General features: G+C 64.6%; 18 protein-coding genes and 1 pseudogene. 13 read left to right on the forward strand and 6 right to left on the reverse strand.

All coding sequences use genetic code 11. The features are described from left to right. Window positions 1–263 (forward strand): phosphomethylpyrimidine synthase ThiC (locus B2V21_RS10765; RefSeq protein ID WP_286916839.1); only part of this gene is annotated, 263 nt, incomplete at its 5' end. 112 nt (window positions 264–375) lie between these two features. Beyond that, entirely contained in the window at window positions 376–1,701 is a 1,326-nt protein-coding gene (gene cytX, locus B2V21_RS10770; RefSeq protein ID WP_376787042.1) for a putative hydroxymethylpyrimidine transporter CytX, read from the forward strand. Here the strand turns inward: cytX and B2V21_RS10775 are convergent. After that, complete coding sequence (locus tag B2V21_RS10775; RefSeq protein WP_049862070.1) at window positions 1,670–2,416, reverse strand: RsiV family protein; 747 nt, start codon at window positions 2,414–2,416, stop codon at window positions 1,670–1,672. The two genes, cytX and B2V21_RS10775, sit on opposite strands and share 32 nt — an antisense overlap. Window positions 2,417–2,614: 198 nt before the next feature. Here B2V21_RS10775 and B2V21_RS10780 point away from each other — a divergent pair, with 198 nt between their 5' ends. The 9 genes from B2V21_RS10780 (at window position 2,615) to B2V21_RS10820 (ending at window position 11,981) form a co-directional block, all read left to right on the forward strand. Beyond that, window positions 2,615–3,232: an NUDIX domain-containing protein gene (locus tag B2V21_RS10780; protein WP_286916841.1), complete on the forward strand. Its 618-nt coding sequence runs from the start codon at window positions 2,615–2,617 to the stop codon at window positions 3,230–3,232. Then, the gene (locus B2V21_RS10785) at window positions 3,187–3,675 is read left to right on the forward strand and encodes a DUF1249 domain-containing protein (protein WP_376787043.1); all 489 of its coding nucleotides are present in this window, start codon (window positions 3,187–3,189) and stop codon (window positions 3,673–3,675) included. The genes B2V21_RS10780 and B2V21_RS10785 overlap by 46 nt, the downstream gene beginning before the upstream one ends. 91 nt (window positions 3,676–3,766) lie before the next feature. After that, window positions 3,767–4,582: a 3',5'-cyclic-AMP phosphodiesterase gene (gene cpdA / locus B2V21_RS10790; RefSeq protein ID WP_286916842.1), complete on the forward strand. Its 816-nt coding sequence runs from the start codon at window positions 3,767–3,769 to the stop codon at window positions 4,580–4,582. A gap of 199 nt (window positions 4,583–4,781) precedes the next feature. Further along, window positions 4,782–5,390 (forward strand): YqiA/YcfP family alpha/beta fold hydrolase, encoded by a 609-nt coding sequence (locus B2V21_RS10795; protein ID WP_286916843.1) that lies wholly within the window; start codon window positions 4,782–4,784, stop codon window positions 5,388–5,390. Between the two features lie 35 nt (window positions 5,391–5,425). Next, window positions 5,426–7,330: a DNA topoisomerase IV subunit B gene (gene parE, locus B2V21_RS10800; RefSeq protein WP_043191207.1), complete on the forward strand. Its 1,905-nt coding sequence runs from the start codon at window positions 5,426–5,428 to the stop codon at window positions 7,328–7,330. Further along, a complete protein-coding gene (locus B2V21_RS10805) occupies window positions 7,327–8,325 on the forward strand; it encodes an esterase-like activity of phytase family protein (protein ID WP_376787044.1) in 999 nt (332 codons plus the stop codon). The genes parE and B2V21_RS10805 overlap by 4 nt, the downstream gene beginning before the upstream one ends. After that, window positions 8,322–8,846 carry a retropepsin-like aspartic protease family protein gene (locus B2V21_RS10810; RefSeq protein ID WP_043191202.1) on the forward strand — a complete coding sequence of 175 codons (525 nt, stop codon included), beginning with the start codon at window positions 8,322–8,324 and terminating at the stop codon, window positions 8,844–8,846. Before B2V21_RS10805 ends, B2V21_RS10810 begins: the two co-directional genes overlap by 4 nt. A 7-nt stretch (window positions 8,847–8,853) precedes the next feature. Further along, window positions 8,854–11,109, forward strand: a complete 2,256-nt coding sequence (parC, locus tag B2V21_RS10815) for a DNA topoisomerase IV subunit A (RefSeq protein WP_049862064.1) — start codon at window positions 8,854–8,856, stop codon at window positions 11,107–11,109. A gap of 170 nt (window positions 11,110–11,279) precedes the next feature. Continuing rightward, a complete protein-coding gene (locus B2V21_RS10820) occupies window positions 11,280–11,981 on the forward strand; it encodes a PqiC family protein (protein ID WP_286916844.1) in 702 nt (233 codons plus the stop codon). A 64-nt stretch (window positions 11,982–12,045) separates the two neighbouring features. Here the strand turns inward: B2V21_RS10820 and B2V21_RS10825 are convergent, their stop codons facing one another. After that, window positions 12,046–13,545 carry a HAMP domain-containing protein gene (locus B2V21_RS10825; RefSeq protein WP_049862060.1) on the reverse strand — a complete coding sequence of 500 codons (1,500 nt, stop codon included), beginning with the start codon at window positions 13,543–13,545 and terminating at the stop codon, window positions 12,046–12,048. A 255-nt stretch (window positions 13,546–13,800) separates the two neighbouring features. On the opposite strand from B2V21_RS10825, the pseudogene serB reads away from it, so the two are divergent. After that, window positions 13,801–14,688 (forward strand): annotated as a pseudogene (gene serB, locus B2V21_RS10830) (phosphoserine phosphatase SerB); the annotation flags it as partial. A 12-nt stretch (window positions 14,689–14,700) separates the two neighbouring features. Here serB and B2V21_RS10835 read toward each other — a convergent pair. The 4 genes from B2V21_RS10835 to B2V21_RS10850 all read right to left on the reverse strand — a co-directional run bounded on the left by B2V21_RS10835 (window position 14,701) and on the right by B2V21_RS10850 (window position 19,935). Next, window positions 14,701–16,482 (reverse strand): molecular chaperone, encoded by a 1,782-nt coding sequence (locus B2V21_RS10835; protein WP_286916845.1) that lies wholly within the window; start codon window positions 16,480–16,482, stop codon window positions 14,701–14,703. Between the two features lie 164 nt (window positions 16,483–16,646). After that, window positions 16,647–17,546, reverse strand: a complete 900-nt coding sequence (asd, locus tag B2V21_RS10840; protein WP_286916846.1) for an archaetidylserine decarboxylase — start codon at window positions 17,544–17,546, stop codon at window positions 16,647–16,649. A gap of 9 nt (window positions 17,547–17,555) precedes the next feature. Then, entirely contained in the window at window positions 17,556–18,371 is an 816-nt protein-coding gene (locus B2V21_RS10845) for a rhodanese-like domain-containing protein (RefSeq protein ID WP_049862056.1), read from the reverse strand. Window positions 18,372–18,414: 43 nt separating this feature from the next. Then, window positions 18,415–19,935 carry an HDOD domain-containing protein gene (locus B2V21_RS10850; protein ID WP_286916847.1) on the reverse strand — a complete coding sequence of 507 codons (1,521 nt, stop codon included), beginning with the start codon at window positions 19,933–19,935 and terminating at the stop codon, window positions 18,415–18,417. Window positions 19,936–20,104: 169 nt separating this feature from the next. Between B2V21_RS10850 and B2V21_RS10855 the strand changes: the two genes are divergently transcribed. Then, a partial coding sequence (locus tag B2V21_RS10855) for a motility-associated protein (protein WP_349681587.1) occupies window positions 20,105–20,216 on the forward strand: 112 nt, incomplete at its 3' end.

The following is a 20,216-nucleotide window of genomic DNA, read 5'->3' on the forward strand; positions in this document are numbered from 1 at the left end:
GGGAAGACCAGTTCAACCTCGGGCTGGATCCGGACACCGCGCGCGCCTACCACGACGAAACCCTGCCCAAGGACTCGGCCAAGGTCGCGCACTTCTGCTCGATGTGCGGGCCGAAGTTCTGCTCCATGAAGATCACTCAGGAAGTGCGCGAGTATGCGGCCAACCAGAAGATCGAGGCCGTCGACCTGAGCGTGGAGGAGGGAATGCGCGAACAGGCCCAGCGCTTCAAGCAGGAAGGCAGCCAGCTGTACCAGAAAGTCTGATCAGGACCTTCAGTGGTGCGGCTTTCGCGGCCGATGAAGGCTCCTGCGATTCGTCCGTAGGAGCGGTCATCGGCCGCGAAACCCGCACCGCGTCTGACCTGACACCCCACCAATGCTCCGACAACCCCGACTCCTTCCCATTCGAGCCCATCCATTGAAAACCTCCTACTCCCCCGATATCGCGGTCTCCACCGCCCAGCGCGTGCTGGGCGGACGTGATCTGTTCTCCCTGTGGTTTTCCCTGGGCGTCGGCCTCATGGTGCTGCAGACCGGCGCCTTGCTGGCGCCCGGCCTGGGCCTTGCCGGTGCACTGGGCGCCATTTTTCTCGGGACCCTGGTGGGTGTGCTGCTGCTCGCTAGCGTCGGCGTGATCGGCAGCGACACCGGGCTGTCGGCCATGGCCGCCCTGCGCCTGACCCTGGGCCATGGTGCCGGCAGCGTGCCGGCGCTACTGAACCTGCTGCAACTGGTCGGCTGGGGCTCGTTCGAGATCATCGTCATGCGCGATGCCGCCAGCCTGCTGGGCACCCGCGCCTTCGGCGAAGGCAGCCTGGGCAGCAATCCGTGGTTGTGGACGCTGCTGTTCGGCGCGTTGGTCACGCTGCTGGCGGTCAGTGGGCCGCTGACCTTCGTGCGCAAGGTGCTGCGCAAATGGGGCATATGGCTGCTACTGGCGGCATGCCTTTGGCTGACCTGGAACCTGTTCGCCAAGGCCGACCTGGCAGCTCTGTGGAACACTGCGGGCGACGGCTCCATGGACCTGGCCACCGGCTTCGACATCGCCATCGCCATGCCCCTGTCGTGGCTACCGCTGATTGCCGACTACTCGCGATTCGGCAAGCGCGCTCGCAACGTGTTCGGCGGCACCGCCGTGGGCTTCTTCATCGGCAATTTCTGGTTGATGAGCTTGGGCGTCGCCTACACTTTGGCGTTCGCGCCCAGTGGTGAAGTCAATGCGCTGCTGTTGGCGCTGGCCGGTGCTGGCCTGGGCATCCCACTGCTGCTGATTTTGCTGGACGAGTCGGAGAACGCCTTCGCCGACATCCATTCGGCTGCGGTATCGACCAGCCTGTTGTCAGGCTTGAAGGTGGAGCACCTGGCCCTGGCCATCGGTATCACCTGCACGCTGATCGCCTGCCTGGCACCGCTGGCGCAGTACCAGAACTTCCTGCTGCTGATCGGCTCTGTCTTCGCGCCGCTGTTCGGCGTGGTCCTGATGGACCACTTCGTGCTGCGCAAACGCGCCATCCAGGTCGAGCCACGGGCTGTACGCTGGAGCGCACTGCTGGCGTGGCTGGGCGGTGTGTCCCTGTATCACCTGCTGGCCAATCTGTACCCACAGATCGGAGCAACCCTGCCAGCGCTGCTGGTGGCCGGGTTGCTGTACTACCTGATCGAGCGCGTGCTCAACCGCGACCCGGGAACAGCTCGGGCTTGATCACGCCATTGAGGCGCGGGTAGGCGATCTTCACTTCCGGGTGGCCCATGGCGTAGGGGGCGATGCTGTACACGTTGTACTTGAGCACCACGCCCCCATAGGTCAAGGCAATGTTCGGCGTCTGCTGGAAAGGCCACTGACGAATGAAGTCGGCATCCTTGTCCAGCTTGCTGGCGACCAGCCAGCCACGGTGGGCTTCTTCGGCAGCCTGCCAGAACGCGCGTTCCTGGCCCGGTACCAGCATGTCCTTCAGGGTCAGTTCGCGATGCTCGCGACGTGACCAGTTGATGAAGCCGCGTCCCGGCATGCCGTGGGCGCCACCGGTCATGACGTAGCTGGACAGCTCGACCACCACGATACCGTCATGCTGCTCGCGTACCTTGGCTTGCAGGTAGCTGCTGTAGCGCGGCTGGGCCTCGCGCATGAATTGATCTTCATAGGCCTTAAGGGTCGCCGGTACGCGGGCGTCAGGCGTGTTGACGGTCATCTCGCGCAAGCGTTTGTCGATGGCTGCATCCAGGCCGGGCTCGTCGGGAAAATGCACCACGTCGATGTTCACCAGTGGGCAGTCCTGATTGTCGCAGCCGGGCTTGATGTGCTCGAAAGCCTCGCGCTTGGTCTCCAGCGGCGCCCGGTAGTTGGTTTGGAAGACACTGGCGCAGGCACCCAGGGTCAAGGCGACGCAGGCCACGGAGGTGAACTTGAGAAACGACATGATGGTCCTTGGCGGATGATTGAATTGTCGTGCTTGGACTGCCGGTCGAACCGTCGGTTCGCACGTAGCACAATCTTAATGCCTGCTCGCCCAACCGCCTATCCCGAGGCTTGCGGCTTACCTTCGAAGGGGGCTGCAATACGGGCGCATCGCGGTTAGGATGGCCCCATGCTGCACGCACGAGTACGAGGTTTTTCCATGCCAGATTCATCCCGATCCACCCCCAAGGCGGTCGAGATCGACAAGACCGAACGTTGCTTCCAGGGCTTCTACAGACTGGACAAGCTGTTCCTGCGCCACGAGCTGTTCAACGGTGGCATGAGCAAACAGATCAGCCGCGAACTGTTCGTGCGCCACGACGCCGTGTGCGTGTTGCCCTACGATGCCGTTCGCGACGAAGTGGTCCTGATCGAGCAGTTCCGGATCGGCGCGGTGGGCAAGGTCGACAACCCCTGGCTGATCGAAATGGTCGCCGGGTTGATCGACAAGGACGAGCAGCCCGAGGAAGTCGCCCATCGCGAAGCCGACGAGGAAGCGGGGCTGCAGATCGAAGCGCTGTGGCCAGTCACCAAGTACTTCCCCTCGCCCGGCGGCAGCGATGAATACGTGCATCTGTACCTGGGCCGCTGCAGCAGCGAAGGCGCGGGCGGCCTGCATGGGCTGGAGGAGGAGGGCGAGGACATCCGCGTCAAGGTCTGGGCGTTCGACGATGCCCTGCAGGCCGTGCGCGATGGTCGGATCATCAACGCGGCAGCGATCATCGCCATTCAATGGCTGGCGCTGAACCGCGACGAAGTCAGGGGGCTGTGGTCGTGAGTCCGTTGCGCGAGCGCTACCGCGTCGATCTGGTTGGCTTGCAAGCCGCCTGCGAGGCCAATTATGCGCGACTCATGCGGCTGTTGCCGGACATGCGCAGCCAGCAGTTGTCGCGGCGCATCGCCATGACCCAGGCCGACCAGATGCTCGGCGTGCTGACCCTCGAGGTGATGCTGGCCTGTCCGTACACCACCACTTTGCGCGTGCGCCAGGAACACAGCCTGCCCTGGCTGCCCGTGCCGCAGATGGAAGTGCAGGTGTACCACGATGCGCGCATGGCCGAGGTCATCAGCGCCGAGCATGCCCGTCGTTTCCGCAGCGTCTATCCCTATCCCAACGAGGCCATGCACCAACCCGACGAAAAGGCCCAGCTCAACCTGTTCCTCGGCGAATGGCTCAGCCACTGCCTGGCCTGCGGCCACGAGTACGAAGCGGTGCGCTGAGCGCCGACCGGCCCCGGGCGCTGGACCCTGCATTGCCCTCGTCATCCAGGCTGCGCATAATTCCTCGATCAACCCCTGCCTGGAGACGGCCTTGTCCAGCCCATCTGATCGCGCTGTCGATGCCCCGGTGCTGCTCGTGCAGCTGTCGGACAGCCACCTGGTGGCCGAAGCCGACGGAGTCATGTTCGGCTTGAATACCCGGCAGAGCCTGGCGCAGGTCGTCAGCCAGGTGCAAGCGGAACAGCCGCACATCGATTTGCTGGTCGCCACCGGCGACCTGTCTCAGGACGGCACGCTGGCTTCCTACCAGGCGTTTGCCCAGGCTACAGCGGGCATTGCCGCGCCGATGCGCTGGCTGCCTGGCAATCACGACGAGCCAGTGGTCATGCAGCAGGCCGCCCAGGGCACCCAGTGGCTGGAGCCGGTGGTGGACATCGGTGCCTGGCGAGTGACGCTGCTCGATTCCGCCATCGCAGGTTCGGCGGCGGGTCATCTGGCCGACGAGCAGTTGCAGCTGCTCGAACGGTCGCTTGCCGACGCACCGCACAAGCATCACCTGGTGTGTCTGCACCATCATCCAGTGTCCATCGACAGTTCCTGGATGGAGCCCATCGGCCTGCGCAATCGGCATGCCCTGTTCGAATTGCTTGCCCGCTTTGCGCAAGTGCGGGGTGTGCTCTGGGGGCACGTGCATCAGGAGATCGACCGGCAGGCTCATGGCGTGCGCCTGTTGGCATCGCCCTCGACCTGCATCCAGTTCCTGCCGCGCAGCGAGGATTTCGCCCTGGATGACCGCGCCCCGGGCTACCGCTGGCTGCGTCTGATGCCGGATGGACAGATCGAAACCGGCGTCTCGCGCCTGGCGGACTTCAGCTTCACCCCGGATCTGGACGCGGCGGGTTATTGATTCAGGGGCGGTAGCGTGGCCTTCGCGGGCAGAGCCCGCTCCCACAGGGTTTCGTGCCAGGATTGTGGCTTGCCGGAGCGGAGCGGGCGGCGAGCCTTCTGGTTACGAAGGCCGCACCGCCCATATACCGACGCACCAACACCCCAACAGCATCCCCGACAAGGTAAACTGCGCGCCATCTCTATGCCCGGAGGCCCCCATGCCCGGTTCGATCCTCTACATTCATGGTCTGAACAGCTCGCCGGATTCGCAGAAAGCCCGCCAGTTGAGCGCGCTGATGCAACGCATCGGCCTGGCTGATCAACTGCGCGCGCCCGCCTTGCACCACCATCCGCGCCAGGCCATCGCCCAACTGGAAGCGGCACTGGCGCAGCTCGATGCGCCCTTGCTGGTGGGAAGCTCACTGGGCGGCTACTATGCGACACACCTGGCCCAGCGCTTTGGGCTCAAGGCAGTGCTGATCAACCCGGTGGTCAACCCGCACCGCCTGTTCGATGGCTACCTGGGCGAACAGACCAACCATTACACGGGCGAGCGCTGGCAGCTGACCCACGACCACGTCACGGCACTGGCCGAGCTGGAAGTGCCGGCCCCCACGGACCGCGAGCGGCTTCAAGTGTGGCTGCAGACCGGCGATGAGACCCTCGACTACCGCCAGGCGGCGGCCTTCTACGAAGCCTGCAGCGTGCATATCGAAAACGGCGGCGACCACGGCTTCCAGGGCTTTGCACAGAAGTTGCCGGCGCTGCTGGCATTCGCCGGCATCGACGCCGAGCGCCTGGATGGCATCGACCTTGCCCAGCTTTGACCACTCATTTCACGAACGACTGACGACGAGACCCCATGGCCAATCCCAGCGCTAGCTCCTATAACGCAGACGCCATCGAAGTCCTCTCGGGCCTCGACCCGGTGCGCAAGCGCCCGGGCATGTACACCGACACCAGTCGGCCCAACCACCTGGCCCAGGAAGTCATCGACAACAGTGTCGACGAAGCCCTGGCGGGCCACGCACGGTCGATCCAGGTCATCCTGCACGCCGACCACTCCCTGGAAGTGTCCGACGACGGCCGCGGCATGCCTGTGGACATCCACCCTGAGGAAGGCGTCAGCGGCGTCGAGCTGATCCTTACCAAGCTGCACGCCGGTGGCAAGTTCTCCAACAAGAACTACCAGTTCTCCGGCGGCCTGCACGGGGTCGGTATCTCCGTGGTCAACGCCCTGTCCAATCAGGTGCGGGTCAGGGTCAAGCGCGACGGCAACGAGTATCAGATGACCTTCGCCGATGGCTTCAAGGCCACCGATCTGGAAGTCATCGGTACGGTCGGCAAGCGCAACACCGGCACCAGCGTGTACTTCGCCCCGGACCCGAAATACTTCGATTCGCCCAAGTTTTCCGTCAGCCGCCTCAAGCATGTGCTCAAGGCCAAGGCGGTGCTATGTCCCGGCCTGCTGGTCAGCTTCGAGGACAAGGGCAGCGGCGAGAAGGTCGAGTGGCATTATGAAGACGGCCTGCGTTCGTACCTGATCGATGCGGTCACCGAATTCGCCCGCCTGCCGGACGAGCCGTTCTGCGGCAGCCTGGCGGGCAACAAGGAAGCCGTGGACTGGGCGCTGCTGTGGTTGCCCGAGGGCGGCGACAGCGTTCAGGAAAGCTACGTCAACCTGATTCCGACGGCCCAGGGCGGTACCCACGTCAACGGCCTGCGCCAGGGCCTGCTCGATGCCATGCGCGAGTTCTGCGAGTTCCGCAACCTGCTGCCGCGCGGGCTGAAGCTGGCGCCCGAAGACATCTGGGAACGCATCGCCTTCGTCCTGTCGATGAAGATGCAGGATGCGCAGTTCTCCGGCCAGACCAAGGAGCGGTTGTCCTCGCGCGAGGCGGCAGCATTCGTCTCCGGCGTGGTCAAGGACGCCTTCAGTCTATGGCTCAACGCGCATCCTGAATTGGGCATGCAGCTGGCCGAGCTGGCGATCAGCAACGCCGGGCGCCGCCTCAAGGCAAGCAAGAAAGTCGAGCGCAAGCGCATCACTCAAGGCCCGGCATTGCCCGGCAAGCTGGCCGACTGTGCCGGCCAGGACCCGGCCCGCTCCGAGCTGTTCCTGGTCGAAGGTGACTCGGCAGGTGGCTCGGCCAAACAGGCGCGGGACAAGGAATTCCAGGCGATCCTGCCGTTGCGCGGCAAGATCCTCAACACCTGGGAAGTGGACGGCAGCGAGGTCCTGGCCAGCCAGGAAGTGCACAACATCGCCGTGGCCATCGGGGTCGATCCCGGTGCCGCCGATATCAGCCAGCTGCGCTACGGCAAGGTGTGCATCCTCGCCGACGCCGACTCCGACGGCCTGCACATCGCGACCCTGCTCTGCGCGCTGTTCGTCCAGCACTTCCGTCCCCTGGTGGACGCCGGGCACGTCTATGTCGCCATGCCGCCGCTGTACCGCATCGACTTGGGCAAGGAGATCTTCTACGCCCTGGACGAGGCCGAGCGCGATGGCATCCTCGACCGCCTGGTGGCCGAAAAGAAACGCGGCAAGCCGCAGGTCACGCGCTTCAAGGGCCTGGGGGAGATGAACCCACCGCAGCTGCGCGAAACCACCATGGACCCCAACACCCGCCGCCTGGTGCAACTGACCCTGGACGACTTCGCCGGCACCACCGAGATCATGGACATGCTGCTGGCCAAGAAACGTGCGGGCGACCGCAAGGCGTGGCTCGAGTCCAAGGGTAATCTGGCCGAGGTGCTGGCTTGATCGCAGCGCTGCTGACAGCCCTGTTCGCCCTGGCCCTGCCGACGCTGGCCGAGGCGTCGGCGCAGCCCGCTGTGCCCGAATTGACGTTGATCGGCGAGCATGCGGTCGATGGCATGCCCACGGGCAATCTGTCCGGTCTGGCGCTGTGCGGCAAGGCGTTGTGGGCCGTGTCCGACCGCGAAGACGGGACGGTCTATCGCCTCGATACCTCGACGCCCGTCTGGCAGGCGAGGGCGGTGACGTTCAAGGCACCGCCGGTCCCGCCCAGCGGGCTGCCCGCTCGTCTGCGCATGAGCAGTTGGGCCGCGTCTTTCGTGCGCGGCGGCGATCTGGATTTCGAAGGCATCAGCTGTGATGCCCAAGGCAACCAATACCTGGTCAGCGAAGCCCACGTCGCGGTCTTGCAGATTCCCGTTTCAGGCGAGCCGAAATGGTTGCCTCTGGATCCGACGCTGGTCAGTCAGGCGCGCGCCAGCCACTTGCTGTTGCACTTCAATGCCCTGTTCGAAGGGCTGACCGTCAACCCGGCCGGCGACCGCCTGTGGCTGGCCGCCGAACGTCAGCAGCGCGGTCTGTTGGCTGTTCGCAAGCGGCCGGTGAGCTGGAGCTGCGAGGGGCGTTGCGTGCTGCTCGCCGAAGGCGGTGCGGAAACGCTGCCGGTGCAGGTGCCTCGCACCAGGACCATGCCGCGCGACTTCGCTGACCTGGCCTACTTCGACGGCAAGCTGTTCACCCTGGAACGCAATGCCTACCGCATCTGCCGCCGAGACGCCGATACGGCGAAGCGGGAACGTTGCTGGTCGTTCGCCGCCGAAGCCCTGTTGCCCGCGCGCCGCTATGATGCGCCCTACGGCCTGACCGAAGCGCTGAGCGTGGACGCCGACGGCGCCTGGATCGGCACCGACAACAACCAATGGGCCCGCGCCGATGGCGAACGCCGTCCGGTGGTCTGGCGCTTCGCAGCCCCGGCCGGTGGCTGGAGTGCGGCACCATGAGCCAGGCGGCACCCGGCAAGCGGGCGGGCAAACTGCTGATGCTGCTGGCCTGGGCCGCGGCGTTGTACCTGGCCACGCAGTTCTTCGGCGACTGGGAACAGCGTCGGGAAAATCCCAATGCCGTGCCGGTGTCCCAGCACGGCGACGGCTATGTGGAAGTGCAGCTGGCCGGCAATGGCCAGGGACACTTCGTCAGTGGCGGCTTCATCAACGGCCAGCCGGTGCAGTTCATGCTCGACACCGGCGCCACCGATGTGGCGATGCCCGAAGCCGTGGCGCGCAAGCTTGAATTGACGCGCGGGGCGCCGGTGCTGCTCACCACCGCCAACGGCAAGACCCAAGGCTATCGCACCGAAATCGCCAGCCTGCAATTGGGCGACATTCGCCTGAGCAATGTCCGCGCCCTTGTAGTGCCGGGCTTCGAAGGCAACCAGGTGCTGCTGGGCATGAGCGCTCTGAAACAACTTGAATTCACTCAGCGCGGCGGCAACTTGTTGCTGCGCCAGACCACGAAACGATGAGGCTTGCATGAGCGACTCCCTCGATCTCAGTCTCGACGGCGTAGAACGCCGGTCCCTGGCTGACTTCACCGAACAGGCCTACCTCAACTACTCCATGTACGTGATCATGGACCGCGCCTTGCCGCACATCGGCGATGGCCTCAAGCCGGTCCAGCGACGCATCGTCTATGCCATGAGCGAGTTGGGGCTCGACGCCGACGCCAAGCACAAGAAATCCGCGCGCACCGTGGGCGACGTACTCGGCAAGTTCCACCCCCATGGCGACTCGGCCTGCTACGAGGCCATGGTGCTGATGGCCCAGCCGTTCAGCTATCGCTACACCCTGGTCGACGGCCAGGGCAACTGGGGCGCGCCGGACGATCCGAAATCCTTCGCCGCCATGCGCTACACCGAGGCGCGCCTGTCGCGCTATTCCGAGGTGCTGCTCACCGAACTGGGCCAAGGCACCGCCGACTGGGTACCGAACTTCGACGGCACCCTGGACGAGCCTGCGGTGCTGCCAGCGCGCTTGCCCAACATCCTGCTCAACGGCACCACCGGCATTGCCGTGGGCATGGCCACCGACGTGCCGCCGCACAACCTGCGCGAAGTGGCCAGCGCCTGCGTCCGTCTGCTCGACGAGCCCAAGGCCACGGTCGAGCAGCTGTGCGAGCACATCCAGGGTCCGGATTACCCGACCGAAGCGGAAATCATCACGCCGCGTGCCGAACTGCTGAAGATCTACCAGACCGGTCGCGGTTCGGTGCGCATGCGCGCGGTGTATCGTCTGGAAGACGGCGACGTGGTCGTCACCGCTCTGCCGCACCAGGTGTCCGGTGCCAAGGTGCTGGAACAGATCGCCGCGCAGATGCAGGCCAAGAAGCTGCCGATGGTGGCCGACCTGCGTGACGAATCCGACCACGAGCATCCGTGCCGCATCGTCATCATTCCGCGCTCCAATCGGGTCGAAGTCGACGAACTGATGCAGCATCTGTTCGCCACCACGGATCTGGAGTCGACCTACCGGGTCAACGTCAACATCATCGGCCTCGACGGCCGCCCGCAGCTGAAGAACCTGCGCGCGTTGCTGGTCGAGTGGCTGGAGTTCCGCGTCAACACCGTGCGCCGCCGCCTGCAATTCCGCCTGGACAAGGTCGAGCGCCGCCTGCACCTGTTGGACGGCTTGCTGATTGCCTTCCTCAACCTGGACGAAGTGATCCACATCATCCGCACCGAGGACCATCCCAAGGCACGCCTGATCGAGCGTTTCGCGCTGACCGAGATCCAGGCCGACTACATTCTCGATACGCGCCTGCGCCAGCTCGCGCGTCTGGAAGAAATGAAGATCCGTGGCGAACAGGAAGAACTGGCCAAGGAACGCGCCAAGCTGCAGGCCCTTTTGGGCAGCGAGGCCAAGCTGAAGAAACTGGTGCGTGCCGAGCTGATCAAGGACGCCGAAACCTATGGCGACGATCGCCGCTCGCCGATCGTGGCGCGCAGCGAAGCCCGTGCGCTGTCGGAAAACGAGCTGATGCCCACCGAGCCGGTGACGGTAGTGCTGTCCGAGAAGGGCTGGGTGCGCTGTGGCAAAGGCCACGACATCGATGCCACCGGGCTGTCCTACAAGGCCGGTGACGGCTACAAGACGGCAGCGACCGGGCGCTCGAATCAGTTCGCGGTGTTCATCGACTCCACCGGGCGCAGCTACTCGGTGGCTGCCCACACGCTGCCCTCGGCCCGTGGCCAGGGCGAGCCGCTGACAGGCCGCCTGACGCCGCCACCGGGTGCGACGTTCGAATGCGTGATGCTGCCCGACGACGACGCGCTGTATGTCATCGCGTCGGACGCCGGCTACGGTTTCGTGGTCAAGGGCGAAGACCTGCAAGCCAAGAACAAGGCCGGCAAAGCGCTGCTCAGCCTGCCCAAGGGCGCCAAGGTGATCAACCCCCGCGCCGTGCCGGACCGTGAGCAGAACTGGCTGGCCGCCGTGACCACCGAAGGACGTCTGCTGGTGTTCAAGATCAGCGACCTGCCGCAGTTGGGCAAGGGCAAGGGCAACAAGATCATCGGCATTCCCGGTGATCGAGTGGCCAGCCGTGAAGAATTCGTCACCGACCTAGCGGTCGTTGCCGAAGGCTCGACCCTGGTTCTGCAGGCGGGCAAACGCACGCTGTCGCTCAAGCCCGACGACCTGGAGCACTACCGTGGCGAGCGTGGCCGCCGCGGCAACAAGCTGCCTCGCGGTTTCCAGCGCGTCGACGCTCTGGTCGTGGAAACCCCCTGACTGCGAACCGCGTGCGGACGGCGGCATGGCTGCCGTTCGACGCAAGCACTGGAGTCAGGGCGCGGATTCACGGATGATAGGCCCTTTCGCGGCGCCGCCAAGCGGCAGCGTCCAGACGACTCGGTCAAGTATTGCTGTGGTTGCCGTGTGGCAGCCGCCTGGATGAAATGATGAAACTGTTGCGTCTTCCCGTGATTTTATTGCTCGGCGGCGTGCTGGGACTGGCCGGATGCAGCACGCATCAACCCGTGGCCTTGTACCAGCTCGACAGCGGCAACCCCGGCCTGCCCAAGGAAAGCCGCGGCATGGCCGTGCTGCTGGGGCCGGTGTCGGTGGCCGACTACCTGCAGCGCGAAACGCTGCTGCAGCGCCAGGCCGACGGTAGCCTGAGAGCGTCCACCGATGGCCGCTGGGCCGGCAGCCTTTCCGCCGACATCGACCAACTGCTGTTGCGCCAGATGGCCTGGCGCCTGGACAGCCAGCGCGTGGTACTGGCGCCTACGCCCGCCAACTTCACGCCCGATGCTCAGGTGCTGCTGTCGATCACCCGGCTCGATTCAGGCAGCCGACAGCCTGCGATCCTGGATGCCCAGTGGCGCGTCCTGGACCGTCGCGGACAAGTGCGCGACAACCGCATCGTCCACCTCGAAGAAAAGCACGACGGCGGCACCGCCGCTCAAGTCCAGGCGCAAGGGGTGCTGTTGCAGCGTCTGGCTGCGCAGTTGACTACAGCGCTCAAACCGCTGGCCAATCAACCCGCACTGGTCGAAGAGCGCAAGCCAGCGCCGGCGCAGGTGCGCCGGGAAGAAGAAAAACCACAGATTCCGCTGGCTACCCCCATCCGTACCGACCTGGAAGTGTTCCGCTTCTAGAGCGACACCCAACAAAAAGCCCGCATCCAGTGCGGGCTTTTTTTGTTGCGCAGTGATCAGCCAGTTAGCCGATGCGCGCCAACTGCCGTTCCAGCAGCGACGGGTAGGGCTCCAGCAGGCGTTCGACGCAGCAGGCGCCTTCGGGGCTGGCGATCGAGCGGATGCGCGCGCGCTGGCGGATCAGCGGGTCTTCGCCGATCTCGCGTACCACCAGCAACAGGTTGCGGCTGTGCTGCGAGAGCGCCAGTGCATCCTGCGCCGATTCGGTCAGCAGCAGGTCGATGGAGTTCAGGCCATGGACCTCGTCGCTGAGCACCAGACCCAACTGCAATTGCAGGGTGATACCGCTGTCGGCGACCTGGATCTGCAAGGCATGACCCAGGGCGCGCAACAGTTCGCCACAGCAGATCGCATTGGTCAGGTAGTCATCGCCGCTGGTTTCGCTGTGGAACAGCATCAAGGTGCTGCCATCCTGGAGCATGTGCACTTCGCTCTCATAGAGCGAGGCGGCCTGCTGCAGGCAGTCGTGGTAGCGCTCCAGCAACTCTGCCAGGCGAGCCTTGGGCAGGCGCCGCAGTTGTTCCTGAGCACCCAGCTGCACCGCCAGCACGGCGCTGTCGGTGTGCACCTTGGCCACGGCAGTGACGGGTTGTTTGATCACCGCCACCGGAGTTTCGCGCAGATCCGCGAACGGATCGTCGCCGAAGTCTTCCTCGTCCTCGTCGGCCTGGATCTGACGCATGACCGGTTTCGCTGGCTTTGCGGCCAACGGCGGGAATGGGCCGGGCTTGCTGGCGGTGCGCACGGGCAAGGCTGGCTGCGGCTCATCGTCTTCGTCGATGTCGTCGGGTTCGACTTCGGGCTCACGGGGCTCTGGAGCCAACTGCGCGTGCAGCTGGCGCGCCAGATCGCCGATCTCGTCGGTGCGCTGGGTCGCCGGCGTGTACTCGTCGGGGTTGCGCAGCCAGACCCGCAACTGCAGCAGCGGCGTCGAGATGTAGCGACCCAGGCGCAGGCTCAGCGCCAACGCAAGCACCAGCAGGATCCCGGCCAGCACGCCCATGCTCTGCAGGCTGATGGTCAGCGGCTGCTGGAACTGATTCATGTCCAGGCTGATGCGCAACTGTCCGGCCAGGGCGTCCTGGAAGTTGATCTTGGTCTCGTACAGCCCTTGGCTTTGCCCAAGCAGGCCACTTTTGGGGCGCTGGCCGGCTTCGGCAAGGATGCGGTTGTCCGGGCTGAAGATCGCCGCGTGTGCCACCAGTGGGTTTTTCACCAGGTTGTTGAGCAGCACGTTGAGGCTGAGGATGTCGTTGGACACCAGCAGCTCGGTGGCGGACGTGGCCGTCTGCGTGGTCAGGCTCTGGCCCACTGCATCGGCTTGCTCGTGCATGGCCTGCTTGAACTGCAGACCCATCACGCAGGCGTAGATCACCAGGGCGATGGCAACCAGCACGATGTTGGTGAACGCGATGCGCAAAGCCAGCGGCACTCGACGGTGGCGCACGGCTCGGAAGATCAGCAGGAAGAAGTTGTCGGTTTTGACTGGCGTAGGCCGGTTCACTGAGCGCGGCTCTTTGTCCGTGAAGTTGGCGCGCAGTATAACGACCGCCCTCCGAGCGGCAAAGCGCTGCCTGTGCCCGATGGTCACTGAAAGTGGTTAGAATGCGTTTTTTTTCATGAAACGGGGTGCCTCTTGCGCGAAATCGTCCTGATCAACATCACCGCTCAGGAGCAGTCGGGCATCGTCGATGCACTGGGCAACGCCCTGACCGCCGAGACCACCTTCAGCACCGCCCAGCACGCTGAGCCGGCAGACCACGTGGTCAGCGTGATGGGGCGCCAGGTCGGCTACCCGGCGCTGCGGCAGGTGATCACGCTGCTGGCCGAGCATGGCTTGTCGCTTTCGAGCCTGGAGCGCTTGTCAGCGGCCATGGGTGGCAATGCCTGTTTCGAGCTGTGCCTGCATGGCCCGTTGGAGCAGCCACTGCCATTGCGTGCCCAGGTACTCGAACTCAGCGCCGCGCTGGGTCTGGACATCGTCTACCAGCCCGAGTCGGCACAGCGCCGCCATCCGCGCCTGGCCGTGTTCGACATGGATTCGACACTGATCGAAGCCGAGGTGATCGACGAACTGGCCAAGGCGGCCGGCATCGGCGAACGTGTCGCGGCGATCACCGAACAGGCCATGCGCGGCGAGATCGATTTTCGCGCCAGCTTCAAGGCCCGTCTGGCGTTGCTCGACGGCCTCGATGTTGCGGTGCTCGATGACATTGGTGCGCAACTGCGCCTGAGCGAAGGCGCGGAGCGCCTGTTCGCCGAACTCAATCGCATGGGGGTAAAAACCGCCATTCTGTCCGGCGGCTTCACCTATTTCGCCAAGCAGTTGCAGAAGCGTCTGGGCATCACTTATGTCTTCGCCAACGAACTGCAGGTGGTCGACGGTAAATGCACCGGAGTGGCGGTCGAGCCCATTGTCGACGCCCAACGCAAAGCCGACCTGCTGCAGCAGTTGGCCCGTGAGCACGGTATCGACCTGAGCGAAACCATCGCAGTGGGTGACGGGGCCAACGACCTGGCCATGCTGGCCATTGCAGGGCTGGGCGTGGCGTTCCGTGCCAAGCCGCTGGTCCGCCAGTCGGCGCGTCAGGCCATCAGTGTGCTGGGGCTGGATTCGGTGCTGTACCTGCTCGGTCGCCGCGACTGAGCAACGATTCGTCTACAGATCTTTCCAGAGCGAAGCGAAGTCTTCTTCGGGCGCAACATCTTCGGCACCGGTCGACGTCGGTTTGGCCACCTCCAGCAGGTGGTATTCGAACTGATTGAAACTGCCGGTGCCGGCCATCCGCGTGCCCAGGCCCGCGGGCTGTTCTTCGCCCTGATTGTTGATGATGACCTTGTTGCCTTCCTGAAAAGGCATGCGCGGGGCGAGCAGGGAGGCAGGAATGTCGATGGCGCGTATCTCCGGCAGCAACAGGCCGCGCAGGAACTGGCTGTTCTGCTCGCTGACGCGCACCAGTTGCAGGCCGCACGGCTGGGCGTGCGGTGCCACCAGCTCGATGCCCATCTGCGTGCCGCCACTGCGCACCTGGCGAATCCAGCGCACCACGGCCACGCTCCAGCCCTGGGCCTGAGTGTCCTGGATGCCGACCATCTCACCGGCCTGCAGTTGCGGCGGAACCTCCTTGGGCCACGCCAGGCAGTAGCCACCGGGGCTGTGATTGACGATCTGCAGGGCATAGGTCGGGAAGTGCTGATCGTGGTTGGAGGCACTGCCAGCGCTGCTGCCGTCGCCGCGCGGCAGGTCGTACTGGATTTCCTCGTAGTCGCCGTGGCGATCGCCCTCGGTCGGCCTGCTCCACGATTGCGTGGCAGCGCCCGGTACGAACTGTGCGCTCTGCGAAGGGCCAGGGCGCTTGAGGATCTCGCTGAAGGAGCGCTCGCCGCCAATGTAGTAATGCAGCGCGCTCATGCCGATGCACAGGCTCAGGTTGCCTTGGCCGGGCGTTCGGGTAAAAGTGCGTTCCGCCACATCGCGCCAGGCGGCGGCTACGTGCTGGAGCAGATCGATACTGAAGTTGCTGGGGATCAGGCGCGACTGCGCGCGCTGCTCGACCGGCAAGTCCAGGTAGGCCTTGATGGCCTGAACCAGGTCGCTCGGGTCGAGCCCGATCAGGTGCGGCAGTTGGTCGTCGCCATACAGGGTCTTGTAGCGGGGGCCGCTGTCTTCACCGGGCGCTATGGCGAACAGGCTCGAAGCCAGGCTGGCCGGCTGCACACGGACCAGGGGGCTCCACGCATCCAGCACTTCGGCCAGACGCAGGATCGCCTGTTGACGCATCTGGTTGCAGCGAGAGCTGCCCAGCAGCAACGAGGCCGCGTAGCTTTGCTGAACGGTCGAGCTACGGCCTGGAGGAATCAGCGGATCGTTGATGGAAAGATTCTGCAACTGATGCGCCAGGGCTGCCTGATACAACTGGTGCAACTCCAGCCATACCCCATCGGGCACCGGACAGTACAGCAGACTGGCGCGCAACACAGGCCCGTTCAGGCAGTGCAGGGCACGCTGTGCAGCGGTGGCCAGAAGGATGGCCCGCTCCTTGGCAACACGATCCTTGGTAGCGGTTGCGGAAATACGCAGCACGATCTGCTTGTAACCGATCGCCAGATGGTTCTGCAGGGCCTGGCACAGGTTGGCGACCTTGCGCGACCGTTCGTCGAGCACGATGGACTGGTTGAGGAAGTGTCGTTCCAGATGCTTGCAGACGAAATAGACCTCGGGCCTGAGCAGCTCGAGCAGTTGCAGGCGATTGTCGCTGGGCGTGAGCAGTTGGTTGAGCTCGCCCAGGCCCTGGTACAGCAACCGGGCAGTTTCCCCCAGATTGGCCTTGGGCAGCGTGGCAATCCAGCGTTTGAGGTCGCGCGGGGTCGCTTCGCAGAAGGTCAGGCTCAACTGCGATGGCGTCGGAGCGCGCAACAACAGATGGGGGCGTGGCGACATCGGTCGTTTCCTGGTTCGACTCAGGTCATCGTGCGACAGCGTGAACGATGACGAAAGACAGGCCATTCATTTGGCCGTATGCGAAGACTCTAACAGCATTGGATAACGGTCGCAGCCTCGATGTCGCCAAGGCTGCGCCGTGCCAGCCGCAAGCGGCTCAGATATCAGACAACAGTTGCAGGTGTCGCTGGCGCCACGTCCTGCGCAATGGCCGGGCGCCCCAGGCCTTGACCCATGTTCACGGGTGACAGGTTGGCCAGGTGGTGAGCCCACTCGACCTGTTCCGGGCCGAACAGCATGACCACGGTCGAACCCAGTTTGAAACGGCCCATCTCGGCGCCTTTTTCCAGATGGATCGGCGCCCGTGCCGCTTCGTCGTAGCGAAAGGTCTTGAGTTCGCGCTTGGGCGGCGTTACCAGACCGGCCCAGACGGTTTCGATCGAGGCGACGATCATCGCGCCCACCAGCACCATGGCCATCGGCCCGCGCTCGGTGTCGAAGATGCACACCACGCGCTCGTTGCGCGCGAACAGCTCGGGGACGTTCTCGGCGGTGGTCTGGTTGACCGAGAAGATACGCCCTGGCACGTAGATCATTTCGCGAAGGGTGCCGGCCAGCGGCATGTGCACTCGATGGTAGTCACGTGGCGACAGGTAGATGGTGGCGAACTTGCCACCCATGAAGGGGGCTGCGTTGGCTGGATCGCCGCCCAGCAGCTCGAGCACGCTGAAGCTGTGGCCCTTGGCCTGGAAGATGCGACCGTGTTCGATGGTACCCAACTGACTGACGGCTCCGTCGGCTGGGGAGAGGATCGCACCGGGCGTTGGGTCCAGTGGACGTGCGTCGGGTTTCAGGGCGCGGGTGAAGAACGCGTTGAAATTCTCGTAGGCGCTCAGGTCCTCGACCTCGGCCAGGGACATGTCGACATCGTAGCGCTTGGCGAACCAGCGGATGAACGCATCCTTGAACCAGCGCGAACGACATTCGGCCACACAGCCGGCCAGGCGCGAGAGCAGGTGATGGGGCAGCAGGTACTGACTGATGATGAACAAGCGATCTTTCATTGAGTGTCCTTAAACTTCGATAGGGGTGTCGGGGTGGTTGCCCCATTCGCCCCAGGAACCGGCATAGCCCTTGACGCGGGGATAGCCCAGCGCCTTGGCCACCAGATAGGTGAAACCAGAGCGGTGATGTGTCTGGCAGTGCGTGATGATTTCCTTGTCGGCGGTGATGCCCAGGCCATCGAGCATAGGTGCGACGTCGCTGCGAATGCGCAACTGACGCGCCGGATCCATGGCCGCGGTCCACTCCAGGTTGATTGCGCCGGGAACGTGCCCTGCCTTGGCTGCCAGCACCTTTTCACCGGTGTATTCCAGCGGGCCGCGGGCATCCCAGATGGCCAGGTCGGCGGCGCCCAGACGGCTCTGCAGATACTCGCGGGTGGCGATGGGCTCGTCGTGCAGGGTGAGCGGTACCGGACCGCCTGCGCTGGCCGGTGTGTCCTGGCTCAGCGGCAGGCCGGCGGCCTCCCAGGCCAGGATGCCGCCGTCGAGGTAGTGATAGCGTTCATGGCCGATGACGTCGAGCAGCCAGATGAAGCGCCCGGCCCAGCCGCCGCCTTCATCGTCGTAGACCACATAGGTCGCCTCGGGCGTATGCCCCAGCTCACCGAACAGCTGTTCCAGGGACGACAATCCAGGCAGCAGCCCCGGCGCCGGCGGCTGGCCCAGCTGGGTACGCTTGGGATCGACGAAATGCGCCCCGCGAATGTGCCCGGACGCGTAGCGTGCTGCGCTGGTCAAGTCGACCACGATCAGGTTGACGGCATCGAGCCGGGCGTTCAGCTCATCGGGCTCGATCACCAGGGGCAGGCCGGAAAAGTCAGGCATTCGGGTCTCCAGACGAAACGGAACGGCGATTGTAGCGCAAGCCTCAGCGGCTGCGGTTGGTAAAGGTGTCCAGGGCGCGCTCGATGCACTGCGCACTCTTGCCGAAGCCCTGCACGCTGATCTCGGAGAACGGGCGCCCGCCCTGGTCGGCCACCAGCAGCGTATGCACTCGCCCATCGACACCCAGCGAGCGCAGCAGCAGGTGCTCACCGCGGAACAGCGCGCGCAGGGTCGCCGGCAACAGGGCCTGCAACTGCGCGCTGTTGGCGGTGCCCATGCGCAGTTGCGTCGGTTGCGCGAGCAGCCGCTGCAGCAGGCCGTTGTGCTCGATGCCTAGGCTCAGCGCCGCGACTTCCTTGGGCAGCCCGGCGCTCTGGTGCACGCGCAGGCTGCCGTGATTGCGGTCGACCATCAGCAGCAGCACGCGCTGCATGCCGCACGCCAGCAGGGCATCGCGCGCGCAAGTGGTCAGGTGCAAGGCATTGTTGAACGGGGTCGGCGTGGTCAGCAGTTGCGTGCACAGCTGCCGCCAATGCGCCAGCGCCTCTTCGCTCGGTGCCGGGGCTGGATCGGTGTCGGGCGCCGGTCCCTTGTGTGGTGGCGGCCACAGCAGGTTGCGTGCCGGATGCCACAGGTCGGCGGCGCAGTGCACTCGGGCACTGTGCACCGCGTGTTGATGGACCTGCTGTTGAACCTGTTCCAGCGGCACTTGCAGGTACAGGCAGCTCAGGTACTGCCAGCGCTGCAGGTGCGGCGTGAACCAGCCCTGTTGTGCGGCCAGGGCCAGGCCGTTGGCCATCAGAATGGTGTTGGCGGGCTGGTTCAACCAGCGCCGCAACGCCGGCTCGTCATCCAACTGCTGTTGCTGGCGCAAGCGATGCTGATTGTCGCGAGCAATGTGCAGCGCCTGCACCAGCGCCCGACGCTCCTCCAGCAGCAGCCGATAGCCATGCAGCACCCAGGCGGGAAGGCGCCATTTCTGCGCCAGTGCCTGACACAGCACCAGCAACGGCACACCGAACAGCTCCTGCTCGACCTTGACCGCCGCTTCGCCTTCACCGGTGACGCGCCGCTGCCATTCATCGAGCAGCTCGGGGTAGGTCGCCGCCAACGGCCACAGCGGCGAAAGAAACAGCAGGCTGCCCCAGTGGATTTCCTGCCACAGCCGCGCCAGCCTTGCGGCGAACAGACCATTGGCCTGCTGGCTGGCGTGCTGGCTGATCATCTGCAGTTGGCGCAAGGTCAAGGGCATCTGCTGCGGCTCCTGGGCCGGCAGGCGCATCAGCAACTCTTCGGCCCGCGACAGACCCAGCCGGTTCAGTGCCACTTCAAGGCTTTCCGCCGGCTCCGCCAGGCTGTTGCTGGCATGCCGGTTGGCCTCGCGCATCACGCTCAGGACCAGCGCCGGACTGTGTTGCATCAGGTCGGCGATGTCGCGCAGCGAACGGCGTCGATCCTTGATCGCAGCGCGAACCTTGTCGTGGTACAGCTTGGGAATGGGCAGACGCACGCCGTCGAGCAGTGCGAGCCAGGTGTCTAGGGTTTGAGGCTTGGCGTTGGACACTATGCTTATCCTGATGCATGCCTGAATGCAGGCCGACTACACGAACGGACCAAACTGGCTTTTGAAAACCGCTGCCTATAGTCTGGCGCAGTTCTGCCGATAAGGAGAACAACAGATTCCACACCACCTTTTTCGTCCTTGAACCCGACTTCTGAAGTGTTTTTTATCCATGGCTAAAATCATTGGCATCATTGTCGTGTTCGCGAGCGTGCTGGGCGGATACGTTCTTTCACATGGTCAATTGGCCGCCCTGGTCCAACCCTTCGAGGTGATGATCATCG

Origin of the sequence: Pseudomonas sp. UBA6276, from assembly GCF_002438365.1 — a bacterium.
Lineage (GTDB): Bacteria > Pseudomonadota > Gammaproteobacteria > Pseudomonadales > Pseudomonadaceae > Aquipseudomonas > Aquipseudomonas coleopterorum.

Coding starts and splice junctions, on each gene's coding strand:
- cytX (WP_376787042.1), top strand. CDS start 376: ATGCTCCGACAACCCCGACTCCTTCCCATTCGAGCCCATCCATTGAAA.
- B2V21_RS10775 (WP_049862070.1), bottom strand. CDS start 2,416: ATGTCGTTTCTCAAGTTCACCTCCGTGGCCTGCGTCGCCTTGACCCTG.
- B2V21_RS10780 (WP_286916841.1), top strand. CDS start 2,615: ATGCCAGATTCATCCCGATCCACCCCCAAGGCGGTCGAGATCGACAAG.
- B2V21_RS10785 (WP_376787043.1), top strand. CDS start 3,187: ATGGCTGGCGCTGAACCGCGACGAAGTCAGGGGGCTGTGGTCGTGAGT.
- B2V21_RS10795 (WP_286916843.1), top strand. CDS start 4,782: ATGCCCGGTTCGATCCTCTACATTCATGGTCTGAACAGCTCGCCGGAT.
- parE (WP_043191207.1), top strand. CDS start 5,426: ATGGCCAATCCCAGCGCTAGCTCCTATAACGCAGACGCCATCGAAGTC.
- B2V21_RS10810 (WP_043191202.1), top strand. CDS start 8,322: ATGAGCCAGGCGGCACCCGGCAAGCGGGCGGGCAAACTGCTGATGCTG.
- parC (WP_049862064.1), top strand. CDS start 8,854: ATGAGCGACTCCCTCGATCTCAGTCTCGACGGCGTAGAACGCCGGTCC.
- B2V21_RS10820 (WP_286916844.1), top strand. CDS start 11,280: ATGAAACTGTTGCGTCTTCCCGTGATTTTATTGCTCGGCGGCGTGCTG.
- B2V21_RS10835 (WP_286916845.1), bottom strand. CDS start 16,482: ATGTCGCCACGCCCCCATCTGTTGTTGCGCGCTCCGACGCCATCGCAG.
- asd (WP_286916846.1), bottom strand. CDS start 17,546: ATGAAAGATCGCTTGTTCATCATCAGTCAGTACCTGCTGCCCCATCAC.
- B2V21_RS10845 (WP_049862056.1), bottom strand. CDS start 18,371: ATGCCTGACTTTTCCGGCCTGCCCCTGGTGATCGAGCCCGATGAGCTG.